Genomic DNA, 23060 nt, shown 5'->3' with positions numbered 1-23060 from the left:
ACGGGGCGTTCATGGCGCGTCGCTCGTTCATAGCCATCGTTGGACACGGACCGGATCTGGAGCGCGACGAGGGTGCCGCATCGGTCTTGCGCTCGCTGGGCGCTGACGTGCGAACCCTGGATCTCTGGGATGATCCACCGCGGCTCTTCCACGACGACGAGAGCAAGGCGCGGGCGATCGTCGTCGAGGCGCTCGACAGGCCGGACCTGGCCGCCGCGGCGCTGCGCGCGCTGCGCCGCGAGCCGCGCCTCGAGGAGGTCGGCGCGCTGGTCGCCGTGAGCGTGGCGCAGATCGCGCGGATCGAGCCGTCCAGCGGCTTCGACGACTTCCTGCTCGTGCCGTACGTGCCCGCCGAGCTCTACGCGCGCGTGCGCCTCGTCGAGTGGCGCCGCAGCGAGTTCGCGACCGAGGAGCGGGTGAAGGTGGGCGCGATCGTCATCGATCGCGCGGCCCACGACGTCTCGGTCGGCGGCATGCACGTGCCGCTCACCGCGAAGGAGTTCGCGCTGCTCTCGTACGTGTGCGAGCGCCGCGGAAAAGTTGTGTCGCGGACAGAGCTTCTTCGCCGTGTCTGGGGCAGCCAGTACGAGGGCGGCGCGCGGACCGTCGACATCCACGTGAGGCGTCTCCGGGCGAAGCTCGGCGCGGCGCTGCCGCTCGTCACGCTGCGCGGGGCCGGGTACCGCCTCGAGTCGCCGATCCCCGGCGCCGGTGGTCCCGAGGGCGGCGATGCGAGCAGGGCGCTCCAGCGGAGCGGGGCCGGCGAGGAGGCCCAGGGCGACGAGCGCGGAGAGCTGCGCGACGAGGACGAGGACGAGGACGAGGACAGCGACGACGAGGGCGACGAGGACGAGGACGGCGACGACGAGGAGGTCGCGCAAGCCAAGGGGCGATCGGCGTCCTCGGCCAACGACGCCACGCCGCCCGGGCGCGAGCGGCGCATCACCCGATGACGTCGCCGGTTCGCCGCGGCGGCGCGCGAACGACCGCCGCCGGTGCGGCGCGCGGCGGCGGTCGCTCGCGCCCCGCCGGGCCGCCGATCATCGCGATCAGCGTCGGGTGCCCCAGCGGGGTGGGCCCCGAGGTAGCCGTGGCCGGTGCGGCGTCCGTCGAGGGCGCGCGCTGCGTGCTCGTCGGCGATGAGGCGATCATCCGGCGGGCAGCGAAGCTCGTCCGGGTCGCGGCCCGCCGGCTCGTCGTCGTCGATGGGCGCGCCGCGATCGAGGAGCTCGCGCCCGGCTCGATCGGGCTCTGGGCGGGCAGCGCGCGGCTCTCGCGGCCGAGCGCGTTCGGTCGGCCCGAGGCCGAGGACGGCGCGGCGCAGCTCGCTTGGATCGACGCGGCGACGGATCTGGTCCGCGAAGGCGTCGCTGCGGCGCTGGTCACGGGGCCCGCGTCGAAGCACGCGATCGCCACGAGCGGCGCGCCGGGGTCCGCGGACTTCCTCGGGCACACCGAGCACCTGGGCCGGCGGCTCCGCGCGCGCGAGGTCACGATGGCCTTCGCCTCGGGCAAGCTCGTGACCGCCCTCGTGACGACCCACGTGCCGCTGCGCGAGGTGCCGGACGCGGTGAGCCCGCGCGAGGTGGCGCGCGCCGCGGTGTGGCTCGCGCGGCTGCTCGGCGATCTCGGCCGCGAGAGGCCGCGCGTGGCCGTCGCCGCGCTCAACCCGCACGCAGGCGAAGGCGGGCTCCTCGGCGACGAAGAGCAGGTGCGCATCACGCCGGGGATCCGCCTCGCGGCGCGGCGGCTTTCGCGCTCGGGCCCGGCGGCGGAGCTGACCGGGCCCGTCGGCGCGGAGACGGCGTTCCGCCTCGCGGCGCGCGGCGCGCTCGACGGGGTCGTCGCCATGTACCACGACCAGGCGACGATCCCGAGCAAGCTCCTGGGCTTCGGCGAGGCCGTGAACGTCACGCTCGGCCTGCCGATCGTGCGCACGAGCGTCGACCACGGCACCGCGTACGATCTCGCGGGAACGGGGCGCGCCGACCCGCGCGGCATGCGCGAGGCGATCGTGCTCGCGGCGCAGCTCGCGGCCGCGCGCGCTCGCTGACGCCGCGACACGCCGACGCCGCGGCACGCCGACGCGCGCAGGAGGCCGCGGCTCAGCGCGCCCGTGGACGGCCGCCGAGGTGCGCGAGCAGCCGCTCGAGCGCCGGCATGCTCACGCCGCGCTCTCGGCCCATCTCGAGGACGGTGGCGCCCATCGCGAGGTGCTGCGCGTGGAGCTTGGGGCCGAAATGCACGTCGAGGAACCGCAAGAACTCCGGGGCCAGCAGGCGCACGAGCGCGACGCCCGGCTTGAGCGTGAGCGGCCCGATGAACCGGAGGAGGAGCTTCGTCCACGGGGCCACCTTGCCCAGCCGGTCCGCGAGCGCCACGGACTCCCTGGTGGCCTCGAGCACGGTGCGGAGCACGCCGTCGTTCTCGAGGAGGGCGCTCGCCCCGCCGCCCGCGTCGATGGCGGCGATCAGCGGGAAGAACGCGGTCGTGGTGGCCACGTTCTGAGCGCCCACGTCGGGCTCGAGCCGCGCCGGGACACCGGCGCTCGTGAGGCGGCGCGCGAGCTCCTCGAGCGGCGGTCGCTCCGCGGGGGCGCCTCCCTCTTCGTCGATGAGCGTGGGCGCGAGCTCGGTGATCCAGGCGCGGACCACGCCGCGCTCGTCGAGGTAGCCCGAGACGCCCGGCATCGCGGGGGTGATGCGGCGCTGGGCGGCCTCCTCGAGGTCGGCGCGCTCCCTGGGCAGGAGCGGCGTGAGCACCACGGCGGGCGCGGCCGGGCCGCCGCGGAGCAGATCCGCCACCGACCTGCCGCCGGCCGCGCGCTGCGCGGCGCCGCCGAGGTCAGCGCGCGGGACGAGCTGATCGAAGCGCACGGTGATCAGGACGATGTCCGCGTCGGCCGGGATCTCGGCCGCGAGGCGCGGGCGATCGAGCGTGTCGCGTCGATCGGCGCCGTTCACCTGCTCGACCACGAACGGCCGTACGTCGCCGGCGCGCTCGGGCCGGACCACGAACGTGACGTCGTCTCCCTGGGTGGCGAGGCGCACGCCGTAGATCCGCCCGAGCGCCCCCGCGCCCACGATGGTGACCCGCATGGCTCCCCCGTAGCCTGCGCGGCGCTCGGGGAAAAGGGGGTGGCCGTCGCCGCCGATCCCGGCAGATCCCTCAGAACGTCCGCTTCGAATCGATGAGGATGGTGACCGGGCCGTCGTTCTCGACGAACACGCGCATGTCGGCGCGGAAGCGGCCCGTGGCCACCGTGAGGCCGCGGGCCCGCAAGGCGGCGACGAAGCGATCGTACAGCGCCTCGGCGCGCACGGGCTCCATGGCGCCGTCGAAGCTCGGCCTCAGGCCGCGCCGGACGTCCCCGAAGAGCGTGAACTGGCTGATCGCGAGCACGCCGCCGCCGCGCACGTCCGCGAGCGCCCGCGACATCTTGCCGGCGTCGTCGCTGAACACGCGGAGGCCCGCGATCTTGCTCGCGACGTGGTCGGCGTCGGCGTCGTCATCGTCCTTCGCGGCGCCGACGAAGGCCACGAGGCCGCGCTCGATCGCGCCGACCACCTGGCCTCCGACCTCGACGCGCGCGCCGAGCGCGCGTTGAACGACCGCGCGCATCGCTAGCGCTGCGCGGCCGCGCTCCGACTCGGCGCGGCGGCGGGCTCCGCCCCGGTGCCCGCGCTCAGCCCGAGCTCGCGCATCAGCTTGGCCGTGAGCTTGAAGTAGGTGCTGCGATCGTAAGGCTGGTTGAGGATGTGGAAGTCCTTCCGCACGAGGCCCACGCAGCCGAAGCAGTAGGTGCAGCCGGTGCAGTCGACCGAGCGCACGAGGTACGACGACTGCGTGCACCGCTCGGACGCGACGCAGTGGCTGCACGCGATGAGATCGCGGCAGCCGCGGCAGTGCGTGCTGTCCGAGGAGCGCTGGGTGTCGACGCAGTAGTGGCACCGCTGCAGCGCCTTCGAGTTGCGGCAGAACGTGCAGTCGACGCAGCGCTCGCACGAGACGCACGCGACGCACCGCTCGTTGCCGGTGCCCGTCTCGAACGTCTGGATCAGCTTGCGGAGCTCGGCCTCGAATTCCGCGCGCGTCATTCCGCCTCGCCGCTCGCTTCGGAGACGCCCCCGCCCGCGCCGCCCCGGGCCGCGCCGTCCGCGGCCGGGGCCTCGGGCCTGCCGCTCACCTGGCGGCGCAGCCGCTCGGCGGCCTCGCGCGTCGCGGGCTCCTCCGCGAACTCCTCGATGCGGCGGAGCCGCGACTCGAGCACGGCGCGACGCTTCGGCAGCTCGCCGACGAGGATGCCCGCGAGCTCGTCGATCGCCTCCTGGATGCGCTGCTCGTCGCTGTGCTCGAGCAGCTGCAGGTACACGTCCTGCTCCGCGGGGAAGGCGTGGCCGGCGCGGAGGAACTCGTTCGCGGCCTTGGAGATGTTGGGCCGGCCCGACGCGCAGAGCAGCTTCGACAGGAGCCGCTGGCGCTCGACGGCCTTCGGGTCGCTCTGCGGAGGCGGCGCGAGGACGATGCGCCCCGGCGCCTTGGACGCGGCGTCGCGTCCGGACTTGACGCGCCCGCCCTTGCTGTCCTCTGCCTCCGGCTCCTTGCGCGGAGAGAACAGCGCCTCGAGCGCGGCGCGGTGTTGCTTGGCTGCCCGCCGGTCCTCACCGGTCTGCGTCGGACGCGGCAGCCCCGCGCTGTTCGGCTGACCACGGCCATAGGCCGTGTGGAGCTCGGGATTGTGCCAGACCTTGGTTGCGTCTCTACGAATTCGCCGCATGTCGTGCCCCTGGTGACCTCGGAGCGATCATGGACGCGCCACCGGGTTCGGCTTCCGCATCCCGCGTGTGGCGCCCCGCTTGCATCGATGTTGTGGTGAATGAGGCTGGTGCGTGTTGGGCCGGGCGCTTCCCCCGCGATCCGCGATGGCCCGGACGATGTTGCGCAAGGGACGCGACGCCTATCTCCGCGCTGATCACGCTGGCTGCGTTGATCGTGAAGGTAGGGCCACGCCGCAGTGCGTGGTGCGCCGGGCGATACCCGACCGCGGACCGCGTGACGAGGGGCTCTGCCCCCATGCACCCCGGAGCCGCGCTCACGACCCGACCGCAGTCGCGAGGCAGCTGGGTTCCTACCACAGCCTTTGGTCAGCGCCGCAGAAAATTGGGCTGCCCTCCGCACTTCATGCCATTCCTGTCCTCAGGGTTCGGTCCCTTCTGAGCTTGCCTTCCGAGTCTCCCTTCCGAGGTTGCCTTCCGAGCTTGCGAGCTTCCGCGAGGGGCGTCTCGGAGACGCTGTTTCGAGGTTGCCGGTCTCGTCCCAGGTCGATTCAAGAAGCGGACCGCTGACTGCCCTTCCCAATCCCACATCCTGCGGACGGGCGGCGACGCCGCGTCTGGGAGATCCGCTCCTTGGCGGATGGCACTCGCACCCGACCCGACTGGAGCTTTCCATGATGAGCCTTCGATCCGTGAGCAGTGAAGGCGCGGCGCCGCGGGACGCAGGGGGAGCTGTGCGCAGGGGGGAGCCGCGTGCGCGCCTGAGGCGTGCTCGCGCGGCCGCGCTCTCGGTGCTGGTGAGCATCGCGGTGCCGGCGATCCTGGCGGGGCCCGTCTTCGCGGAGCCGCTGCCCAGGGCGCACGCCGCTGCCGAGAGGTCCGGGGAATCGGGGGAAGAGGAGAGCGAACAGGCCCGTCGGGACCGCGCGCCGGCGAGCCCCGCAGGCGCGGAGCAAGCTCCGCGAACGAAGACGCGGGAGAGCCCGCCCGATCGCCGCGCGAAGAGCGCCTCGGCGGCGACTGGTGACGAGAAGTCGAGCGCGGCGGGGGACCGGAGGGGGAGGGCCCGTACCCGCAGGGAGGCGCCGCACGCGGCTGCAGACGCGGAGGAAAACGCGGGCGGCTCGGCGAAGGCGGGCGGCGGGAAAAAGGTGGTCGCCAAGAAGAAGGCGGGCGGCGAGAGGAAGAAGGAGAAGCGGCGGGCGGCGCGCACGGCCGAGAGCAAGCGGCGCGGGGCGAAGAAGGGGGTGGAGCGGGAGGCGCCTCCGAAGCCGTGCCACGGACCGGTGCTGTCGATGGATCGCAGCGGGCTGGAGCCCGAGCGCCTCGAGCTGGTCGACTGCAAGGGGAAGCCGCGCGAGGAGGCCCGGCGCGCCCTCTCCTTGCTTGCGCGCCCGTGGGGCACGCCGCGGCCCATCCTGTCCGACGAGGGCGCGCCCTCGCGGAGGCCGGAAGCGTCGGGCCGCAAGGGGCGGCGCGCCGGCGATGCGCCGCGAGCCGCCGGGAGCAGGGCGAGCTGGGTGCAGGGAGAGGAGATCGCGCCCGGCGTACGGCTGCTCGAGCCCGGGCTGCTCTCCCGCATCGACGCGCTGGCGCGGCGGTACCCGGGCCGGCTCGTGTCGCTCGTGAGCGGGTACCGGCCGCAGAGCCAGGGCAGCCTGCACCAGACGGGGCGGGCGCTCGATCTGCGCATCGCCGGGGTGCGGAACGACGAGCTCGCCGCCGCCTGCCGCGCGCTCGCCGACACGGGCTGCGGGTATTATCCGAACAGCTCGTTCGTGCACGTCGACGTGCGCGCGCCAGGGACGGGGAGCGTCTCGTGGATCGATGCGTCCGGACCCGGCGAGGCACCCCGCTATGTGACCGCGTGGCCGCCGCCACAGGACGAAGAGCGAGGGGCGACCGAGCGGATGCCCGGCGAGGACGCGGAGGAGGTGCTCCGGCGGGAGCGCCGCGACAGGTCTGCGAGCACGGCGCCGGAGAAGATGGCGGGCCCTGCGCCGGACAAGGCGAGCGCGGCGCCGGAGACGGCGAGCGCGGCGCCGGAGACGGCGAGCACGACGCAGGCGAAGGCGGGAGCGCCGGAGACGGCGAGCACGACGCAGGCGAAGGCGGGAGCGTCGGAGACGGCGAGCACGACGCAGGCGAAGGCGGGAGCGGTGACGGAGAAGACAGGAGCGGTGCCGGAGAAGGCGGCGAGAGGCACGCCGTAGTAGTGAGGCGGGATGGGTATCACGATTCCTCGCCGGCACGCCTCGGCGCTCGCCGGTACGTTCGGTCCGCTCGCGATCCATCGCCATGAAGTCATGGCCGCGGGCGCGTCTTATCCCGCCTTCACGCTGGAGCTCGCCGACTGGATCTCGGTGGCCGCGATCACGGATGAAGGTCAGTTCGTCCTGGTGCGGCAGTACCGGCACGGGGTCGACGCGGTGACCATCGAGACGGCTGGCGGCCTCGTCGATCCAGGGGAAGAGCCGGCGGCCGCTGCGCCGCGCGAGCTCCTGGAGGAGACGGGGTATGCTGTGGAGTCGCTCGAGACGCTCGGGTGGGTGCACCCGAATCCTGCGCTCCAGGCGAACCGCTGCTTCCTCTACCTGGGGCGCGGCGCGCGGCGGGTCGGCGAGCCCGAGGGTGACGAGCACGAGAGCACGGAAGCGGTCGTGATGAGCGCAGATGACGTGAGGGCGGCGATGCAGGACGGCCGGATCAGCCACTCGATCGCCGTGATCACCTTGCTGCGGGCGCTCGCCGTCGCGCGTGATTCGTGGGAACAACCTGTCTGCCGACTCACGCCATAAGCTGCGTTATCGACGTCCTGCGTGAGCGAGAGCACCGGCATCTTTGCGGGCCGGTTGACACGGTCGGACCCGTCGCGTCTTGATGCCCGTCCTTCGCGGGCCGCCCCTGGAGATCGGGAGCGGCGCGGCGGAGCGCAGCAATGGACCTCACGGGGAGGCCATGGAGACCCGATTGATGAGCCGTGTCCTTCGGCCGACCGCTTTCTTCTCTTCTTGTATTGGCGTTGCCCTGCTCGCGGGGTGCACGAGCTCCTCGCCCGCTCCGCGCGACATGGTGGCCACCACGGACGACGATGGCCATGGGAGCGTCGGAGTCGGGAGCGCTGCCCCCGGACCCGGGGGCCCAGACCCTGCGCCGGGCGCCAGCTGCGACGAGCTCTCGGCCGAGCTTCAGGCAGCGCTCGACGCGGCCGTGGATGCGCAGCGGCTCCCCGGCGCGGCCGCCGCCGTGCATCTCGGCGGGTGCAGCTGGCTCGGCGCCGCGGGGGTCGCGGACACCGAGGCCGACGTGGCCATCCAGCCCGGAGATCTCTTCCGCGCGGGGAGCATCACGAAGACCTTCGTCTCCACGCTGGCGCTGACGCTCCGCGCGGAAGGCCGGCTGTCGCTCGACGACGCCGTCTCGGCGTACGTCGGCGGTATCCCCCGCGGAGAGCAGATCTCCGTGCGACAGATCCTGAACCACACGAGCGGCGTCTTCGACTACACGGCGCTCGACGAGTTCTGGACCGCGGCCTTCGACGATCCGACGCGCACGTGGACACCCGCGGAGCTCATCGAGCTCGCGGCGTCGAAGCCGCCGTATTTCGAACCAGGGCGCGGCTTCGCCTACTCCAACACGAACTACATTATCGCCGGCCTGATCGTCGAAGCGGCCTCGGGAGAGCCCATCGGCGAGCTGCTCCGCGCCCGCGTCCTCGAGCCGGCGGGGCTCGCGCACACCTACCTCGACGGCGCCGAGGAGGCCCTGCCCGGCCTCGTGCACGGTTACGGGCGGAGCCGAGGGGAGCTCGTCGAGATGACCTCCGCGATCGACGCGTCCGCGGCCGGCGCGGCGGGCGCGCTGGTCTCGACCACGGGCGACCTCACGCGCTTCTACCGCAAGGTGCTCGATGGCACGCTGCTCGGCCCCGCCGAGCTCGAAGAGATGACCGCGTGGGTCGACGCGCCCCTCGGCGAGGTCACCGGGTACGGCCTCGGGCTGTCGCGCCGGGAATCTCCGCTCGGCGTCCAGGTCGGTCACGACGGCGGTATCTGGGGCTTCACGTCGTCGTCTTATTACGCGGTCGACAAGGATGCTTCTATCACCGTGCTCGTCAATCTCGACGGCGGCGATGTCGGCAGGATCGTCGATGATCTGTCGAGTGTCCTGATCACGCCCTGAGCCGGGAAGGGGACCGTCGCGTCGATATCGACGCGCACGCGCGCAGGCCGGTGCCGGTCGCTGTCCACCGCGCGCACACGAGACGCCCCGCGGCGTGCGAGGCGCGCGCGCGGCGCCGATCCACGGTTATCAGGAACCCGCGCCGCCGTTCGCGACGCCAGCGGTCCGCCGCGAACGGGCCTCACGCTTGCATCGCCAGGGACGCAGCCCGCACGGGATGACGCCCGGCAAGACGCTCGCATCGTGAAAGGATTCCGTGATGAAGCTGGTCAAAGCGCTCGGGGCCCTGGCGCTGTCCGGAATGGCGCTCGGCACCGCGCAGATGGCTGCTGCGGGGAGCACGACGCCCATCCAAGATCTCGTGCTCGTCGAGGAGACAACGAGCTCGGACTTCCCCGGCGCCAGGATTCCCCCGGATGATGCCCCATATCATGGGCATTTCCGGCCGTTCAGGCCATTCTGGCCGCACAGGCCGTATGGGCACTTCCGGCCGGTCAGACCCTTCAGGCCGTATGGGCACTTCCGGCCGGTCAGACCCTTCAGGCCGTACGGAGACTTCCATCCATACGGGCAGCCCCATGACCCCGGGCGATCCGAGGCAACGCCGGCAGAGGACCGCCCCGGGCCGATCATGCGCCTCGGAGAGCCTCGCTGACCTCGATCCAGGAGCGGCGCCGGGGGCGGGTGGGTCCCCGTTCCTCGCGCCGCGCGGCGTGGAAACCGTAGGGCGGGGCGTCGGTCACGGCGCGCCCTCGCCTGCGCGCCTGACGAGCCGTTCGGGGTGCCGGCGGAGGCCCCGCTCCCCCTCGCCGCAGCCCGGGCTGCCACGCGCGGGAGGCGGCTGAGCCCCGCGCGCGCGGCCGGACGCGCCGCGACGGGGGCGCGCGGCGCGCCCGGCCCGATGGCGTATGCTGCGCCCGATGCGCTCTCACGACGCGGGCCGCCCAGGCGCCCCGCCCGCCGCCCCCTCGCCCGCCGAGCTCTTCCATCGCATCTTCGCGCTGCTCGCCGACATGGAGGGAGCGCAGAGGGCCAAGGTCATCGACCTCGCGCGGCGCCTCATCCCCACGCTCACGGCCGAGGACATCCGCAACCCGCACGACTTCCCCGGCCTCGACGACCCCGACTGGCACTTCGAGGACGGGCAGCTCGCCGGCATCGAAGCCGTCCGGTTTGCACTCCGTGGCCTCGCGAGCGATGTTCTGGGGGATGGCGAAGGGCGCGAAGCGCGAGAGAGACACGAGAACGACGGCCAGCCCGGAGCGAGCCGCGAAGGCGGCGGCGCGCAAGGTGAATGAGGCGTTCTATCAACCGTTCTCCACGCTCCGGCAGCTGAACAAGGCCAAGCCGGCGCCCGAGGCGAAGCCCAAGGCGACGGCGGCCTCGACCGAGGCGAAGCCCAAGGCGACGGGGGCCTCGACCGAGGCGAAGCCCAAGACGAGATCGCCCGCGCCCCCGGGCGCAGGCGCGGCGCCGCGGGCAGGCGCCGAGCCGGCGCCGCGGCCCGTCGACCCCGAGACCTTCGCCATCTACATGGCCGGCGTCCGCGTGCTCGAGGATCGCGCGACCCGGATCCCGGTCACCGCCAGCCGCGTCGAGCGGGCCGCGCTCCCGACGATCGCGTTCGATCCGGACGAGGACGCGCGCTCGCGCATGCGTTCGCTCGTCATCGAGGGGATCAAGTTCGAGATCACGGACGACAGCGAGCGCATCGAGGGCCGGCGCCTCGACGTCGATCCGCGCGAGCTCAGGCGGCTCCGCCGCGCCCGCTACGCCGTCGACGGCACCCTCGATCTGCACGGCCTGAGGCTCGAGGCGGCGCGCGAGGCCGTCGAGGCGTTCGTGTGCAAGCGCCAGCGCGACGGCGACCGCGTCGTCGCCATCGTCCACGGCAAGGGCAACCACTCGCCCGGCGGCCACGCCGTGCTCCGCGGCGAGATCGCCGCCTGGCTGAGCAACGGCCGCGTCGCCCGCCACGTCGCCGCCTTCGCGACGGCCCCGGACGCGGAGGGCGGCGCAGGCGCGTTGCTCGTGCTGCTCACGCGATGAGGCCGGAGCCGCGCGCCGAGCCCGAAGGAGCGCCGCGGCACGGGCCGCAGCCGAAGGCGCGCGCGCCGCGCCGCGCCCTCGCGCCGGCCGCCGCGCTGCTCGCCCTGGTACCCGCGTGCGCGCCGGCCCCGGCCGCGCCGCCCGAGCCGCCGAGGCCCGCGACGCCCGCGCAGGCGGCGTCGACGCTCGGCGACGGCGAGCTCGGCGAATACAGCTCGGATCGCTTCGATCTCCGGCTCCCCCTGCCCGACGCGCGCGGCTTCCACGTCGAGGACGGCGAGGGCCCCTGGCTCGTCGCGACCCACGCCGCGTCGTCGACGTCGCTGCTCGTGCGCACCTGGCGCGAGGACGGCCGCGCGAGCCGCGCGGCGTGCGAGGCGCGCGCGCGGCTCTGGCGCGACCTGCCGCGCCCCGGCGAGGGCCTCACCGCCGCCGAGCGCCGGATCGACGTGCCGGAGGGGTTCGACACGGTCGTGGCGATCGGCGTCGCCGACACCCCGCCGGGAGCGCCGATCGACGGCTTCGCGGTCGCCTTCGGCGGCTCCGGCCGGCGCTGCTTCGCCTTCATCGCGGAGACGCGCGCCGCGGGGCCCTCGGCGGAGCAGCTCGTAGCGGAGCGGCTCGCCGCGGTGGTCGAGATCTCGCTCGGCGGCCTCCGCCTGCTGCGCGAGATCGCGCCCGCCGTGCCGCGCGAGCCGCCGCCGTGAGCCGCCGCGGTGAGCCGCCGGTTCAGCGGTAGACGCCGCTCCGCGCGCGGGACTCGAGCGCCGCGGCGAGCTCCTCCTCGCCGATCGACCAGGCCTCGGCCGACAGCGCGCGCGCCTCGACGGGCTGGAGCGCCTCCACCGCGTGCGGCGCGAGGCGCAGCCGCGACAGCGACAGGAGGCGCTCGAGCGCCTCGGACGCCACGCCGCCCTGGAGCTCCTGCCGCCACGCGCGATCGATCGCCTCGAGCCGCGCGGGGCTCTTCCACGCGTCGGCGATCACCACGCGGCCGAGCCGCGCGTCGATGGCGTCGATCCCCGTGGGCAGCGCGACGATCGCCTGCTGCGCCGCGCGCGCCGGGTCGCCGAGGCCCAGCGAGAGCAGCGCGCGGGCCGCTTCGAGCAGCCGCGCCTCGTCGGGCCGGAGCGCGGCCCGATCGACCGACGGGAGCCGCTCCAGCGCGGCCGCGTAGCGCTCCCGGCGCGCGGCGTCGATCACGGCGGCCAGCGCGCGCAGGACCCTCGCCGTCGGGGGCGAGAACCACGGATCCGCGCCGGCGCGCGGGCGCTGCGCCGGGTCCTCGAGGTCGAGCGCGGCGGCGCGCCACAGGGACGCGCGCGCGTCGAGGACGGCGCGCGTCGCCTTCACCGCGAGCGCGAAGAACAGGGCGGCCGGGAGCAGGCCCTTCACGCCCCAGATCTCGCTGAGGAAGCAGCTCGCCGCGACGAGCGACGAGAGCGCGAGGAAGAGCCGCAGCCGCCGCCGGCGCCTCGCGTCGTCGCCCGCGGCGCCGGCAGCCCCGTCCGTCGCGCCGACGAGCTCGGCGCACCACTCGAGCAGCCACGTGAAGGCGGATCCCACGTCTGCGGGATCAGGATGCCCTCCGCTAGGCCTCCGCGCGAGGCCTTTCGATCTCGGCGCAGAGCGCCCGGGTGAAGTCGCTCGTGCTCGCGGCGCCGCCGAGGTCGCGCGTGCGCACCTCGCCGGCCCGGTAGAGCGTCGTCAGCGCCCGCTCGATCCGATCGCCCGCGTCGTGCTCGCCGAGGTGCCGCAGCATCATCACGGCGCTCTGCACGAGCGCCGTCGGGTTCGCGTAGCCCTTGCCCGCGATGTCCGGCGCCGACCCGTGCACCGCCTCGAAGACCGCCGCGTCGTCGCCGATGTTCGCGCCGGGCACGATCCCGAGCCCGCCGACCAGGCCGGCCCCGAGGTCCGAGAGGATGTCGCCGTAGAGGTTCTCCGTCACGATCACGCCGAGCCGGTTCGGATCGCGGACCATCGTCATGGCCGCCGCGTCGACGATCATCTCGCCGAGCTGGATCTCGGGGTGCCCCACGGCCACCCGCCGCGCGCAGTCGAGCGCGAGGCCGTCGGAGATCTTCATGATGTTCGCCTTGTGGACGATCGTCACCTTGCTCCGGCCGTGCTTCTTCGCGTACCGGAACGCGAACTCCGCGATGCGCGTCGAGCCCCGCTCGGTCGTGAGCTTGATGCTCTGGGCCACGCCGGGCAGGATCATGAGCTCGAGCCCGGCGTAGAGCCCCTCGGTGTTCTCGCGCACGATGACCATGTCGACGTCGAACCGCGGCTCGACGCCGGGCAGGCTGCGGATCGGCCGCACGTTCGCGTAGAGGTCGAGCGTCTGCCGGAGCGTGACGTTGACCGAGCGGAACCCGCCCCCGATCGGCGTCGTCACCGGGCCTTTCAGGGCGATCCGGTTCTTCCGCACGGCGTCGAGCACGGGGAGGGGGAGCGGCGAGCCCGTCAGCTTCGCGACCTCGATGCCCGCGTGGTGGATCTCCCAGTCGACGGCGACGCCGGCGGCGGAGACCACATCCTGAGTCGCCGTCACCACCTCCGGGCCGATGCCGTCGCCCGGGATCAGCGTGATGCGATAGGCCATGGGCCGTCCCATTAGCAGGTGCGCAGGCGGGAACAATGGACAAGCGCACCTGTGTTGCGATGGCGCATACACGCGCCGCGTCAGCGCGCCGCGCCCGGCGGACGCGGTGACGGGGTGCGGCGACGGAGAGAGCCGCGCGAGGCGGCGGGTCGGGCGGCTCGATACGGCCTTTTACAATCGCGCGCGACCTCGGTAGGGTACGCCTCCGCACGGCCTGACAGGCCGCTGTCACCTGGAACCGGGCGAGGGCCGAGCGTTCGGCCCCAGCTCATGTTCACCAACTAGAGTGAAGGAGCGTGCTCATGCACCCTCGTGTCTTGAAAGGCCGCAGAACCGCTTTCGCGGCCTTCCTGCCTGCCGTGATCGCGTCGTCCTCGCTGGGGTGCGGCTACTCCGAGGAGGAGTGGAAGGCCCAGCTCGACAAGTACAACCGCCTTCAGAGCCAGCACCAGACCACGGAGGGCCGCCTCGCCCAGACGCAGCAGGAGCTCGAGGCGGCCCAGGCGAGGGTCGCGGAGCTGACGAAGCAGCTCGAGGCGGCCGGCGTCGACATCGGCAAGCTGAACGAGAACCTCCAGGCGACGAGCACGCAGGTGTCGCAGCTGAGCTCGACGCTGGAGGAGCGCGAGAAGGCGCTCGCGGAGTTCAAGGCCCGCGCCCGCCAGCTGGAGGCGATCAAGGCGCGGTTCGAGACGCTCAAGAAGAAGCTGGACGAGCTCACGAAGCTCGGCCTGGCGGTGAACATCCGGAACAACCGGATGGTCATCTCGCTGCCGGGCGACGTCCTCTTCGACTCCGGGCGCGAGTCGCTGAAGAAGGAGGGCAAGGAGATCCTCCTCAAGGTGGCGACGGTCGTCAAGAACGACAAGTCGCTGCTCCAGCGCGACTACCAGGTCGCCGGCCACACGGACAACAAGCCGCTCGCGGGCGGCCAGTTCCGCGACAACTGGGGCCTGTCGCTGATGCGCGCCCGCGAGGTGCTCGTGTTCCTCGTCAGCCCGGCCGACGTCAAGGGCGGCGGGGGCGCGCTCCCCGTCGCGAACTGGAGCGCGGCGGGCTTCGCGGACACCGATCCGGTCGCGACCAACGACACCGACGAGGGCCGGCAGAAGAACCGCCGCTGCGACCTCATCGTGGTCCCGAGCGTCGAAGAGATGCTCGATCTCCGGGCGATCACGCAGTAACCCCCGACCTCGCGGCGCGCGCCGCCGTCCGCGGCGCGCTCTTCGAGGGTCGCATCCGCGCCGTCAGGCCGGCTCAGGTCAGCCCTCGTGTCCACCGCCCGGCGATGGCCGGGCGGTCCTGCGAAACTCGCTCGGCGTCTGGCCGGTGACGGCGCGGAACGCGGCGGCGAACGCGCCGAGGCTCTGAAAGCCGACGTCCAGCGCGACCTGCGTGACGCTGGCGCTCGGGCTGGAGAGCAGGTCGATCGCCCGGAGCACGCGCGCGCGCGTGACGAAGCCGCGCCACGTGACGCCGGTCTCCTCGCGGAACCGCCGCCGCAGCGTGCGCTCGGTCGCCCCTGCGAACGCCGCGGCCCGCGGGAGATCGGCGCTGGAGACGTCGCGCAGCGCGCACTCGATCGCGCGCTGCACCGGCCGCGTCTTGCCGCGGGGCAGCCGGTACGTGGCGCCGCGATCGAGGAGCGGGCCGATGATGTCCGCCATCGCCGCGAAGAACGTGTTGGCCGCGGCGTCGTCCGGACGCCGCGCGACCGGCCAGCGGCGCGCGTAGATCACCATCTCGCGCAGGAGCGCGGGGATCTCGAAGATCCTCACCGCCGCGAGGGGGGAGGGGAACGCGGCGGGCTCGAAATAGATCGAGACGATGGACGCGTCGCCGCAGGTGGTGGCGTGCCGCTCGCCCGCGGGGATGAGCGCGGCGAGCTGCGGGGGGAGCAGGAAGGACGCGTCCTCGACCTCGAGGCGCGCCGTGCCGGCCAGAGGACAGAGCAGCTGGTGCCGCGCGTGGGTGTGCCAGCCGTACACGGCTCCCGGCAGCTCGTCTTCGTAGGAGAACGCGCGCGCGCCGGCATGGTCGAGCCCGAGCCGCGCGAGGTGCTCGGTGGTCTCCGTCGGGGTCAGGACGCGGGCTTGCAAGGCGTGGCCTCTCGGCGGTGATCTTTGTCCGATCGCCGGCAGCCGTAAAGCCGGAGCGCGTCCATCTTCGAGCGCCATGAAGCAAGCGACTCCCGCGGCGCACGATGCGTTGATACAGGAACAGTTCACCCGCCAGGCCAGGCCGTTCGCCGAGGTCCGGGCCCACTCGGCGGAATCCGCCATGGGGCTGCTGCTCGACGCGCTCGCCCCGGCGCCGAGCGACGCGGCCCTCGACGTGGCCTGCGGGCCGGGGATCGTCGCCTGCGCGCTGGCCCAGCGCGTGGCGAGCGTGCGGGGGCTCGACATCGTCCCGGCGATGCTGGACGAGGCGCGGAAGAGGCAGGCGAGCCTCGGCCTCTCCAACGTCACCTGGGAGCTCGGCGACGCGAGCCGGCTGCCCTATCCGGACGAGAGCTATCGCCTGGTCACGACGCGCTACAGCTTCCATCACCTGCTGGAGCCGCTCGTGACGCTGCGCGAGATGGCCCGCGTGTGCCAGAGGAGCGGGCGAGTCGCCGTGATCGACGTGGCGCCGGCCGAGGACAAGCGGGCAGCGTACGACGCCGCCGAGAAGATCCGCGATCCGTCGCACGCGAGCGCGCTCACCGAGCGCGAGCTCGGCGCCCTGTTCGAGGCGGCGGGGCTGGAGATCGAGACGACGACGCGGTACCGGCTCGAGGTGGAGCTCGAGGCCGCGCTCCGGGCCTCCTTCCCGGAGCCCGGCGGAGCGGACCGGCTCCGGGCCCTCTACCGCGCCGACGTCGGCGTCGACGCGCTCGGCGTGGGCGCAGAGCTCCGGGGGGACGAGGTCCACTTCGCCTATCCGATCGTCATCCTGGTGGGCCGGAAGCGCGGCTGAGCCGAGAGGCACCTTCTGCCCGGCGAATCGAGGCGCCAGGACTCCGCAGCTCAGGGGAGCGCCGCGGCCGGGCAGGAGGGATCGGTCGTCGCCTCGACGTCGTCCACGTGCAAGGCCTCGTCGTCGAGCGGCGCATCGCAGGTGCCGCTGGCTCTTATCTTGAAAGAGATCGGCTGGGGCATGCCCGCCGTGCGCGGATCCAGGCAGATCGTCTGTTGCGTCCAGCGCTCGCTGGCAGCCAGGGCGCCTCCTGGCATCGAGGAGGCGGTCGCCGCGAGGAGGTGGCTCGTGCGATACCAGAACTTCAGCGCCGGACCGGCCGTCCCCTGAGGCTCGGGGACGGTGAACACGGTGGAGGCCGAGGGCTCGCGGCACGGCTTCCGCACGGACAGCGAGAGCGAGACGTCGCCGGCGTGCGCGGCCGCAGCGTCGACCGCGAGCCTGGCGCTGCCGCGCGCGGGGTCCTCCGCGTTGAGGACCCATGTCGGCGAGAGGCCCGCGTCGGCGCCGTCGTTCTCGAAGCCGGGGTCGAAGAGCGGCGCGTCCCCGGGGCAGCGATCGTCAGAGACGATGGCGAGGTCATCCACGGTGAAATCCCGCTTGTTCTCCTCCATGCACGGCTGGCTGTGCCGATTCCGGAAGGCGAACGCGAGGCGGTGCGCCATGCCGAGCGCCCACCGGGGCAAGCAGGCATGGGAGACCTGCGCCTCGCCCGTGCCCGTCAGGGCCGTCAGCCGGTGCGTGCTCAGCATCACGTCGACGATCGCCCCCGGGCTGCCACGGCTCCAGATGCGGAGCGCCGGGCTCGGCAGCGCGGCGGACGGCAAGGGCGCCGAGAGCGTGCCCTCGAGCGAGGGGACCTGGCAGAACAGCGTGGTGGCGAGATGTCCGCCCTTGCCGCCGCCCTGGCCCAGGCCGCGCTCGATCTCGGAGACGCCGCCCTCGGGGGTCGCCTTCCAGCCGGCGGCGCCTGCTTCGAAGTCGCCGTTCAGCACCTGGCCAGGTGGCGGGCACTCGTTCATTTCATCAGGCTGAAGGGCGACGTCATCGAACGTCAGCGTGAAGTCCTGTCCGGTGTCCTCATCGCACAGGGGAGAACGCCGGGCGGGCGCGAGGAGCAGCTCGATCGGCCTGCCGTAGGCGCGCTCTCCCAGGCACACGCGTTGCGGGGCAAAGGACGAAGAGGGCATGAGATCGAGATCGGTGATCCCTCCGTCGATCCGGACCCCGACCCCCGGCGGGCCGAGGCAATCCATCGCGAGCTCGCAGCCGACGCGCGCGGCGAACGTGAGGAGGAGCGGTCCGGCGCACGCGAGGTCCGGCATCGAGAGGCGCTGATAGAAGCCGGCCATCTGGCACACCGCGTCTCTCCCGATGATGCCGGCCCCGGGGTTGCCGTTGCCCTCGACCTCGGGGGAGACGAGCGCTGCCCCCGTGGTGCCCCACGTATCCGAGCGCTGGAATGAGGGGTCCTCCGGGCCTCCCCGCCAGTCGCAGTCGCCGTCGACCATCGGGTCATCATCGGCGCTGGTGCACTCCGAAATACATACGCTGTCTGCGCAGCGGAGCCCGTCGTCGCACTGGCCCAGAGGCCCACAGGGACAGCCTTCCTCACCAGGAGGGCAGTCGGCGCCCCCGCCCGCGCTCTCGGCGCTGCCGTCGCCTCCCGCCCCGCCTGCGCCCGCCGCGCCTGCGGTTGCGCCGGCAGAGCCCTGCTCCGTCCCGGAGCAAGCGCTCGCGAATGCGCCAAGCACGGCAGCGACATAGCAGGTCAGCGGGCGCGACCATCCCATCATCAATTCAAGCTAGCGGGGGAATCACGGGATCGCAAGGTAGACAGGATGTTTCCCTTTTCCTGGAGAGACATCGAGATAAGGAGAACTCTCAAGTCGTATCGGGCGAAGCCGGAGACGCGGACGTCCGCACGCTGAACTCGAGCTCATCCGCTCATCGTGGCGCGGGCAAACATCGGTTGAGGAAGCGCAGCGAGCGCGAGCGTCCGAGAGGCGGGCGCGCGTCCGGCGGCTCGTCGTGCGAGCCCACGAGAGCTCCGCGGCGCGAGCCGGGCGACGACGCACCGCGTGCTTGGCCCCGCGCCGAGCGCGTCAGCCGCCGGAGGCGGCGCCGAGCGCCGCGGAGGGCACGAGGCTCGAGACGGGGCTCCCCCCGGCATCCGCGCCAAGGAAGGCCCGCAGTTCGGCGAGCAGCGGACCTGACTCGCCGACGAAGGGGAGGTGATCGTCGCCCGGCAACTCGACGTGGCGCGCGCCGCGGATGCGGCCGGCGAGGTCGCGCCCGGCCGCCGCCGGGACGGCCCGATCGCCGGCCCGGTGCAGCACGAGCGTCGGGGCGCTCACCCGGCCCAGCGCGGACCGGACGTCGGCCGCCGCGTGTGCCCGGAGCATGCGCGCCGCCCCGCCAGGGCTCGCGCCGTGGCGCAGGTACGCGGCCCAGAAGCGCCGGAACGCGCCGTCCTCCGCCGCGGACGGGGCCAGGCGATCGAGGAAGAGCGGCTCGCCCCAGCCGCTCCGCAGCGCGCGCTCGGCCTCCTCGGCGTCCTCGCCGGCGAGCCCGAAGAGGCACCCCGGCCAGGCAGACATCTGCGCAGCGCTCCCGAGCGCGATCAGGGCGCGCACCCGCGCCGGGTGCGCCGCCGCGAGCAGCGCGCACGGCGCGAACCCGGCGCCGACGCCGAGGAGCGCGGCGCGCGCCACGCCGGCCGCGTCCAGCACCGCCAGCAGATCCTCCGCCTGCTGCTCGGCGGGAGCGCCCGCGCCCTCGCGCTCGCTCATCCCGGTGCCGCGCTGGTCGAGCACGATGAGCCGCGCCCACGCGCCGAGCTCGGCGAAGAACCGGGAGATGAGCGCGCCCTCCCACGCGGCCTCCACGTGCGTCACCCACCCCTGGACCAGCACCAGATCGATCGGCCCGCCGCCCGCGGTCCTGTAGGCCAGGCTCGCGTCGGCGCTCGTGGCGAAGCGGGTCTCCGCGGCGTGCAGCCGCGCGGGCGCCCGCGTGGAGGAGACCACCCCCTCCCGCGCGGCCTCGAGCCCGCGCCGCATCGCCTCGGCGACCTGCGCGTACGCGCCCGCCCAGGCCCGCGCGGTGGCGGGCGACCACGCGTCCCCTTCGAGCTCCTCGAGCGCCTCGAGCAGCGCGCGGCCCACGGCGTCGAAATGCTCGGGCAACGCGGCGTACGCCGCGTGGCGGCGACCGAGCGCCTCGAGCATCTCGACCAGCTTGTCCGGCGCGCGCAGGTTGTCGACGACGAGCTGTAGCGCCGCGGCGAGCTTGAGCCGCTGCTCGCGCATGTCCGGCGGGAACAGCGCCCGGAGCGCCGGCTCGCGGGCGAAGAGCCGCTCGTAGAAGCGCGTCACGAGCGCCTCGGCGCGCGGGGCGAGGCGCTCGAACGAGGCGCGCACGACGTCCGCGCCCGCGTCCTGCGCGCTCGCGGGGGGCGACGCGGGGCGGACGATCTGGAACGCCCGGCAGAGCGCCTCGGTCTCCTCGAGCGCGGCCTGCACCTCCTCGGCCGACGCGAAGCGCGCCTCCGGCTCGCGCAGGACGCAGCGATCGATGACGGCCGCGAGCATCTCCGGGACGTCGGGGCAGATCGAGCGCAGCGGCGGGAGCGCCCGCGCCGTCACCCAGCTGGCGATCGCGTGCACGTCGAGCCCCGCGTGAGGCAGCCGGCCCGCGCACAGCTCGTAGAAGACCAGCCCGAGCGCGTAGACGTCGGAGCGGGGCGTGCCGGCGGTGCCCGCCCAGAGCTCCGGCGCGAGGTAGAGCGGCGTGCCCATCATCATGCCGCCGTCGGTGAGGCTCGCGGTCCCGAGCGCGGAGGCCGCGTCGAGCGCCACCGGGATCGCGGTCGTCAGGGCGGACATGTCCGCGAGCGCCCACGGCGCGGGCGCGACGGCGGAGTTCGGCGCGGCGCGATGGCCCGCGTCGAGGGCGGGGGCGCCGGGCCGGTCGGCGAGCTTGGCGAGGCCGAAGTCGAGCAGCTTCACCTCGCCGCTCGCGTCGAGCATCACGTTCGCCGGCTTGATGTCGCGGTGGAGGACGCCCCGCCGGTGCGCCGCGGCGAGCCCGCGCGCGAGGCCGAGCGCGAGGCGCAGCGCGGCGGGCCACGGGATCGGCTTCGGGAGCAGCTCGATCGGCTCGCCCTCGACGAACTCGTAGGCGATGTACGGCCGCCCGCGGACCTCGCCGATCCGGTAGACGGCGACGACGTTGGGGTGCTGGAGGCGCGCGATCGCGCGGGCCTCGACGCGCAGCCGCTCGATGGTCCTGGGATCCGGGCTGTCCGCCGCGACGAACTTGAGCGCGACGGGCCGGTCGAGGACCTCGTCGTGGGCGAGGTACACCTGCCCCATGCCCCCGCGCCCGAGCGGCCGCACCACGCGGTAGTCGTCGAAGGCCAAGGGCGGCGCCCACGAGAGCGGGGGTGACGGCGGCGGCTCGCTCGCGCCGAAGCGCTGGCGCGTCGCGTGGAGGAAGAGCGGCGCCCCGAGGTCGCTCTCGCTCGGGCGCGTCGAGAGCCGCGCGCGGCAGCCGTCGCAGCCGGCCACGTGCCCGCGGATGCTCGCCGCGTCGTCGTGCGGGAAGTTGCCCGCGAGCCAGGTGGCCAGGGCGTCGTCGGACGGGCACGGGATCATGCGCTGCTGTTCTCCGGAGCGGCATTCTCCGTGCGCGCTGTGGGCAGCGCAATGGCCGCGCGGTCGGTGCCGCGCTGCGCTGCTCCGCCGTCGTGAGAGGCAGCACCTGTGCGCCTGTCCTGGCCGCGCGGTGCTGGAGCGCGGCGCGAGCCCAGCGCGCGAGCGCGCTCGCGCGAGCCGCGAGCGATCGGCGCTGGACCGGCGCCGCCGCGGTGTCACGCTCGCGGAGAGCGATGAGCGACCCGAAGCCACCGCCGAGCCCAGCGCCCCGGTCGGAGACGGTGCGGCAGGCGCTCCTGGAGGAGCTCCGCAGGGGAGCGGCGACCGCGTGGGAGCTCTCCACCCGCCTCGGGATGCGGGAGCGCGACGTGGCGCCGCACCTCGAGCACCTCGCGCGCTCGCTGCGCGCGCGCGGCGAGCGGCTCTCGGTCGCGCCGGCGCGCTGCCTGCGCTGCGGCTACGCGTTCGACGAGCGGCGGTCGCTCGCGAAGCCGAGCCGCTGCCCGGCGTGCCGGGGGGAGCGCATCGAGGCGCCGCGGTTCCGGATCGACGCGGGCGAAGGGTGAGGCTCCCGGGCGGCGGCGCTCCTCACAGGGCCGGTCGATCGGGCGGCTCCGGGCGCCCGCGCCGCGCGGCGCGGGCCTCCACCTCGCCGAGCAGCCGCGGGCCCGCGCGCTCGCCCGCGCCCGCGAAGAAGGCGCGGGCCTGGGCGAGATCGCCGTGCGCCGCGTAGAGCTCGACGAGCTCTCGCTCCGCGGCCTCGTCGATCGTCGCCTCCAGCGAGCCGGCGCGCGCGGGGCCGAGCTGCACGATGGCGCGCAGCGCCCTCATGGCCCCCTCGGTGGCGCTTCGGCCGCCGAGGCCCCGCAGGCTCCACGACTTCACGTAGAGCGCGCGCTTGCGAAGCGGCGCCCCCGCGGCGCCGCGGAGCGCGCCGTCGCAGGCGATCACCGCCTCGTCGAGGCGCCCCGCGGCGAACGCCAGGTCGGCCAGCGCGAGGTAGGCCTCGGCCGCCTCGCCGGACGCCGGGTGCTCGAGGGCGAGCTGACGCAGCCGCGCCTCGGCGCCGCGCGCGTCCCCGCCGTCCTGGAGCGCCCGCGCGAGCGCGAGGAGCGCTCGCGGCCGCTGCTCCGCTGCGCGCAGCGCCGGCGCGTCGACGAGCGCGGCGTAGGCCGCCGCGACGCCCGCCCGCAGCCGCGCGGCCTCTGCTTCGAGCGCCGCCCGCCGCGCCGCGCCGCGCCCGCCGGCCGCGCCCGCCTCCGCGGCCTGGTCGAGCACGAAGAGCTGCACGCCGATCACGCGGTAGCGCCCCGCGAGCGACTCCGCCTCATGGAAGATCGGCTCTGCCGCCGAGCTCGCGCCGGGGTCCGCGCCGCCGCGCGCGGCGGGCGCCGGCGCCCCCGCGCTCGCGCCGGGGTCTGCGCCGCCGCGCGCGGCGAGCGCCGGCGCTCCCTGCGCGGCGCACCCCGCCGAGGCGAGGGCGAGCGCCATGAACGCGGCGACCCGCCGCGCCGCGGCTCTGCGCCGCTCCGTGAGACAGCTGGCGGTCTTCGCTGCGCGCTCCACAACCCGTGACACTTCTTCTCCTCGTGACTCGCCGCCGGCAGAGAGGGCGAAACGCCGCGCGCTTCGTGCCGAACGGCGCGGGAAGATAACCGCGGGCGCCCCAGGGACCAGGGCAATCCACGGCGGACGCGCCGATTCTCTCCCTGAACCACGCGGAGAACAGCGCCTTTCGAGCGCCTTGCGCGGCGGCGCACACGCGGCGCGCGGGGCGGAGCGACGCGCCGCAGAGCACGCACCTCCAGCACGCTCCGCCTCGGCCCATGC

General features: G+C 74.2%; 21 protein-coding genes. 11 read left to right on the top strand and 10 right to left on the bottom strand.

The window, feature by feature from the left end; translation table 11 throughout:
* The first annotated feature begins 107 nt into the window (after window positions 1–107).
* Together WME73_RS35020 and pdxA are read left to right on the top strand one after the other, a co-directional pair.
* Window positions 108–953 (top strand): winged helix-turn-helix domain-containing protein, encoded by an 846-nt coding sequence (locus tag WME73_RS35020; protein ID WP_437912362.1) that lies wholly within the window; start codon window positions 108–110, stop codon window positions 951–953.
* Entirely contained in the window at window positions 950–2053 is a 1104-nt protein-coding gene (pdxA, locus tag WME73_RS35015) for a 4-hydroxythreonine-4-phosphate dehydrogenase PdxA (RefSeq protein WP_437740701.1), read from the top strand. The genes WME73_RS35020 and pdxA overlap by 4 nt, the downstream gene beginning before the upstream one ends.
* Window positions 2054–2105: 52 nt before the next feature.
* On the opposite strand, the gene WME73_RS35010 is transcribed toward pdxA, so the two are convergent.
* The 4 genes from WME73_RS35010 to WME73_RS34995 all read right to left on the bottom strand — a co-directional run bounded on the left by WME73_RS35010 (window position 2106) and on the right by WME73_RS34995 (window position 4777).
* A complete protein-coding gene (locus tag WME73_RS35010) occupies window positions 2106–3098 on the bottom strand; it encodes a ketopantoate reductase family protein (RefSeq protein ID WP_437912361.1) in 993 nt (330 codons plus the stop codon).
* A gap of 70 nt (window positions 3099–3168) precedes the next feature.
* The gene (gene dtd / locus WME73_RS35005) at window positions 3169–3621 is read right to left on the bottom strand and encodes a D-aminoacyl-tRNA deacylase (RefSeq protein WP_012239060.1); all 453 of its coding nucleotides are present in this window, start codon (window positions 3619–3621) and stop codon (window positions 3169–3171) included.
* Window positions 3622–3623: 2 nt separating this feature from the next.
* Window positions 3624–4097 carry a hypothetical protein gene (locus WME73_RS35000; protein ID WP_437740699.1) on the bottom strand — a complete coding sequence of 158 codons (474 nt, stop codon included), beginning with the start codon at window positions 4095–4097 and terminating at the stop codon, window positions 3624–3626.
* Entirely contained in the window at window positions 4094–4777 is a 684-nt protein-coding gene (locus tag WME73_RS34995; protein WP_437740698.1) for a hypothetical protein, read from the bottom strand. The genes WME73_RS35000 and WME73_RS34995 overlap by 4 nt, the downstream gene beginning before the upstream one ends.
* Before the next feature lie 795 nt (window positions 4778–5572).
* Between WME73_RS34995 and WME73_RS34990 the strand changes: the two genes are divergently transcribed.
* The 6 genes from WME73_RS34990 to WME73_RS34965 all read left to right on the top strand — a co-directional run bounded on the left by WME73_RS34990 (window position 5573) and on the right by WME73_RS34965 (window position 11713).
* Window positions 5573–6988: a DUF882 domain-containing protein gene (locus tag WME73_RS34990; protein ID WP_437912360.1), complete on the top strand. Its 1416-nt coding sequence runs from the start codon at window positions 5573–5575 to the stop codon at window positions 6986–6988.
* 12 nt (window positions 6989–7000) lie between these two features.
* A complete protein-coding gene (locus WME73_RS34985; RefSeq protein WP_437740696.1) occupies window positions 7001–7573 on the top strand; it encodes an NUDIX hydrolase in 573 nt (190 codons plus the stop codon).
* 175 nt (window positions 7574–7748) lie between these two features.
* Complete coding sequence (locus WME73_RS34980) at window positions 7749–8957, top strand: serine hydrolase domain-containing protein (RefSeq protein WP_437912359.1); 1209 nt, start codon at window positions 7749–7751, stop codon at window positions 8955–8957.
* Between the two features lie 920 nt (window positions 8958–9877).
* On the top strand, window positions 9878–10255 hold the full coding sequence (locus WME73_RS34975; protein WP_437912358.1) for a hypothetical protein: 378 nt from the start codon (window positions 9878–9880) through the stop codon (window positions 10253–10255).
* The gene (locus WME73_RS34970) at window positions 10248–11006 is read left to right on the top strand and encodes a Smr/MutS family protein (protein ID WP_437912357.1); all 759 of its coding nucleotides are present in this window, start codon (window positions 10248–10250) and stop codon (window positions 11004–11006) included. The genes WME73_RS34975 and WME73_RS34970 overlap by 8 nt, the downstream gene beginning before the upstream one ends.
* The gene (locus WME73_RS34965) at window positions 11003–11713 is read left to right on the top strand and encodes a hypothetical protein (protein WP_437740692.1); all 711 of its coding nucleotides are present in this window, start codon (window positions 11003–11005) and stop codon (window positions 11711–11713) included. Before WME73_RS34970 ends, WME73_RS34965 begins: the two co-directional genes overlap by 4 nt.
* A 22-nt stretch (window positions 11714–11735) precedes the next feature.
* Here WME73_RS34965 and WME73_RS34960 read toward each other — a convergent pair whose 3' ends face one another.
* Together WME73_RS34960 and WME73_RS34955 are read right to left on the bottom strand one after the other, a co-directional pair.
* Window positions 11736–12572 (bottom strand): hypothetical protein, encoded by an 837-nt coding sequence (locus WME73_RS34960; protein ID WP_437740691.1) that lies wholly within the window; start codon window positions 12570–12572, stop codon window positions 11736–11738.
* 25 nt (window positions 12573–12597) lie between these two features.
* Complete coding sequence (locus WME73_RS34955; RefSeq protein WP_437740690.1) at window positions 12598–13614, bottom strand: isocitrate/isopropylmalate dehydrogenase family protein; 1017 nt, start codon at window positions 13612–13614, stop codon at window positions 12598–12600.
* A gap of 359 nt (window positions 13615–13973) precedes the next feature.
* Here WME73_RS34955 and WME73_RS34950 point away from each other — a divergent pair, with 359 nt between their 5' ends.
* Window positions 13974–14798: an OmpA family protein gene (locus tag WME73_RS34950; RefSeq protein WP_437912356.1), complete on the top strand. Its 825-nt coding sequence runs from the start codon at window positions 13974–13976 to the stop codon at window positions 14796–14798.
* A gap of 78 nt (window positions 14799–14876) precedes the next feature.
* Here WME73_RS34950 and WME73_RS34945 read toward each other — a convergent pair whose 3' ends face one another.
* Entirely contained in the window at window positions 14877–15713 is an 837-nt protein-coding gene (locus WME73_RS34945) for an AraC family transcriptional regulator (protein ID WP_437740688.1), read from the bottom strand.
* Window positions 15714–15789: 76 nt separating this feature from the next.
* Here WME73_RS34945 and WME73_RS34940 point away from each other — a divergent pair, with 76 nt between their 5' ends.
* The gene (locus tag WME73_RS34940; protein ID WP_437912355.1) at window positions 15790–16572 is read left to right on the top strand and encodes a class I SAM-dependent methyltransferase; all 783 of its coding nucleotides are present in this window, start codon (window positions 15790–15792) and stop codon (window positions 16570–16572) included.
* 50 nt (window positions 16573–16622) lie between these two features.
* Here the strand turns inward: WME73_RS34940 and WME73_RS34935 are convergent, their stop codons facing one another.
* Both WME73_RS34935 and WME73_RS34930 read right to left on the bottom strand, forming a co-directional pair.
* The gene (locus WME73_RS34935) at window positions 16623–18326 is read right to left on the bottom strand and encodes a hypothetical protein (protein WP_437912354.1); all 1704 of its coding nucleotides are present in this window, start codon (window positions 18324–18326) and stop codon (window positions 16623–16625) included.
* Window positions 18327–18677: 351 nt separating this feature from the next.
* Window positions 18678–21230, bottom strand: coding sequence for an alpha/beta fold hydrolase (locus WME73_RS34930; protein WP_437912353.1), 2553 nt, complete (start codon window positions 21228–21230; stop codon window positions 18678–18680).
* Between the two features lie 233 nt (window positions 21231–21463).
* Between WME73_RS34930 and WME73_RS34925 the strand changes: the two genes are divergently transcribed.
* The gene (locus tag WME73_RS34925) at window positions 21464–21796 is read left to right on the top strand and encodes a transcriptional regulator (protein ID WP_437324296.1); all 333 of its coding nucleotides are present in this window, start codon (window positions 21464–21466) and stop codon (window positions 21794–21796) included.
* 22 nt (window positions 21797–21818) lie between these two features.
* Here WME73_RS34925 and WME73_RS34920 read toward each other — a convergent pair whose 3' ends face one another.
* The gene (locus tag WME73_RS34920) at window positions 21819–22808 is read right to left on the bottom strand and encodes a hypothetical protein (protein ID WP_437912352.1); all 990 of its coding nucleotides are present in this window, start codon (window positions 22806–22808) and stop codon (window positions 21819–21821) included.
* Window positions 22809–23060: the final 252 nt, after the last annotated feature.

The organism is Sorangium sp. So ce302, from assembly GCF_051530145.1.
Lineage (GTDB): Bacteria > Myxococcota_A > Polyangia > Polyangiales > Polyangiaceae > Sorangium > Sorangium cellulosum_B.
The sequence above is the reverse complement of the archived record's forward strand: the minus strand, read 5'-3'. Positions and strand labels throughout refer to the sequence as shown.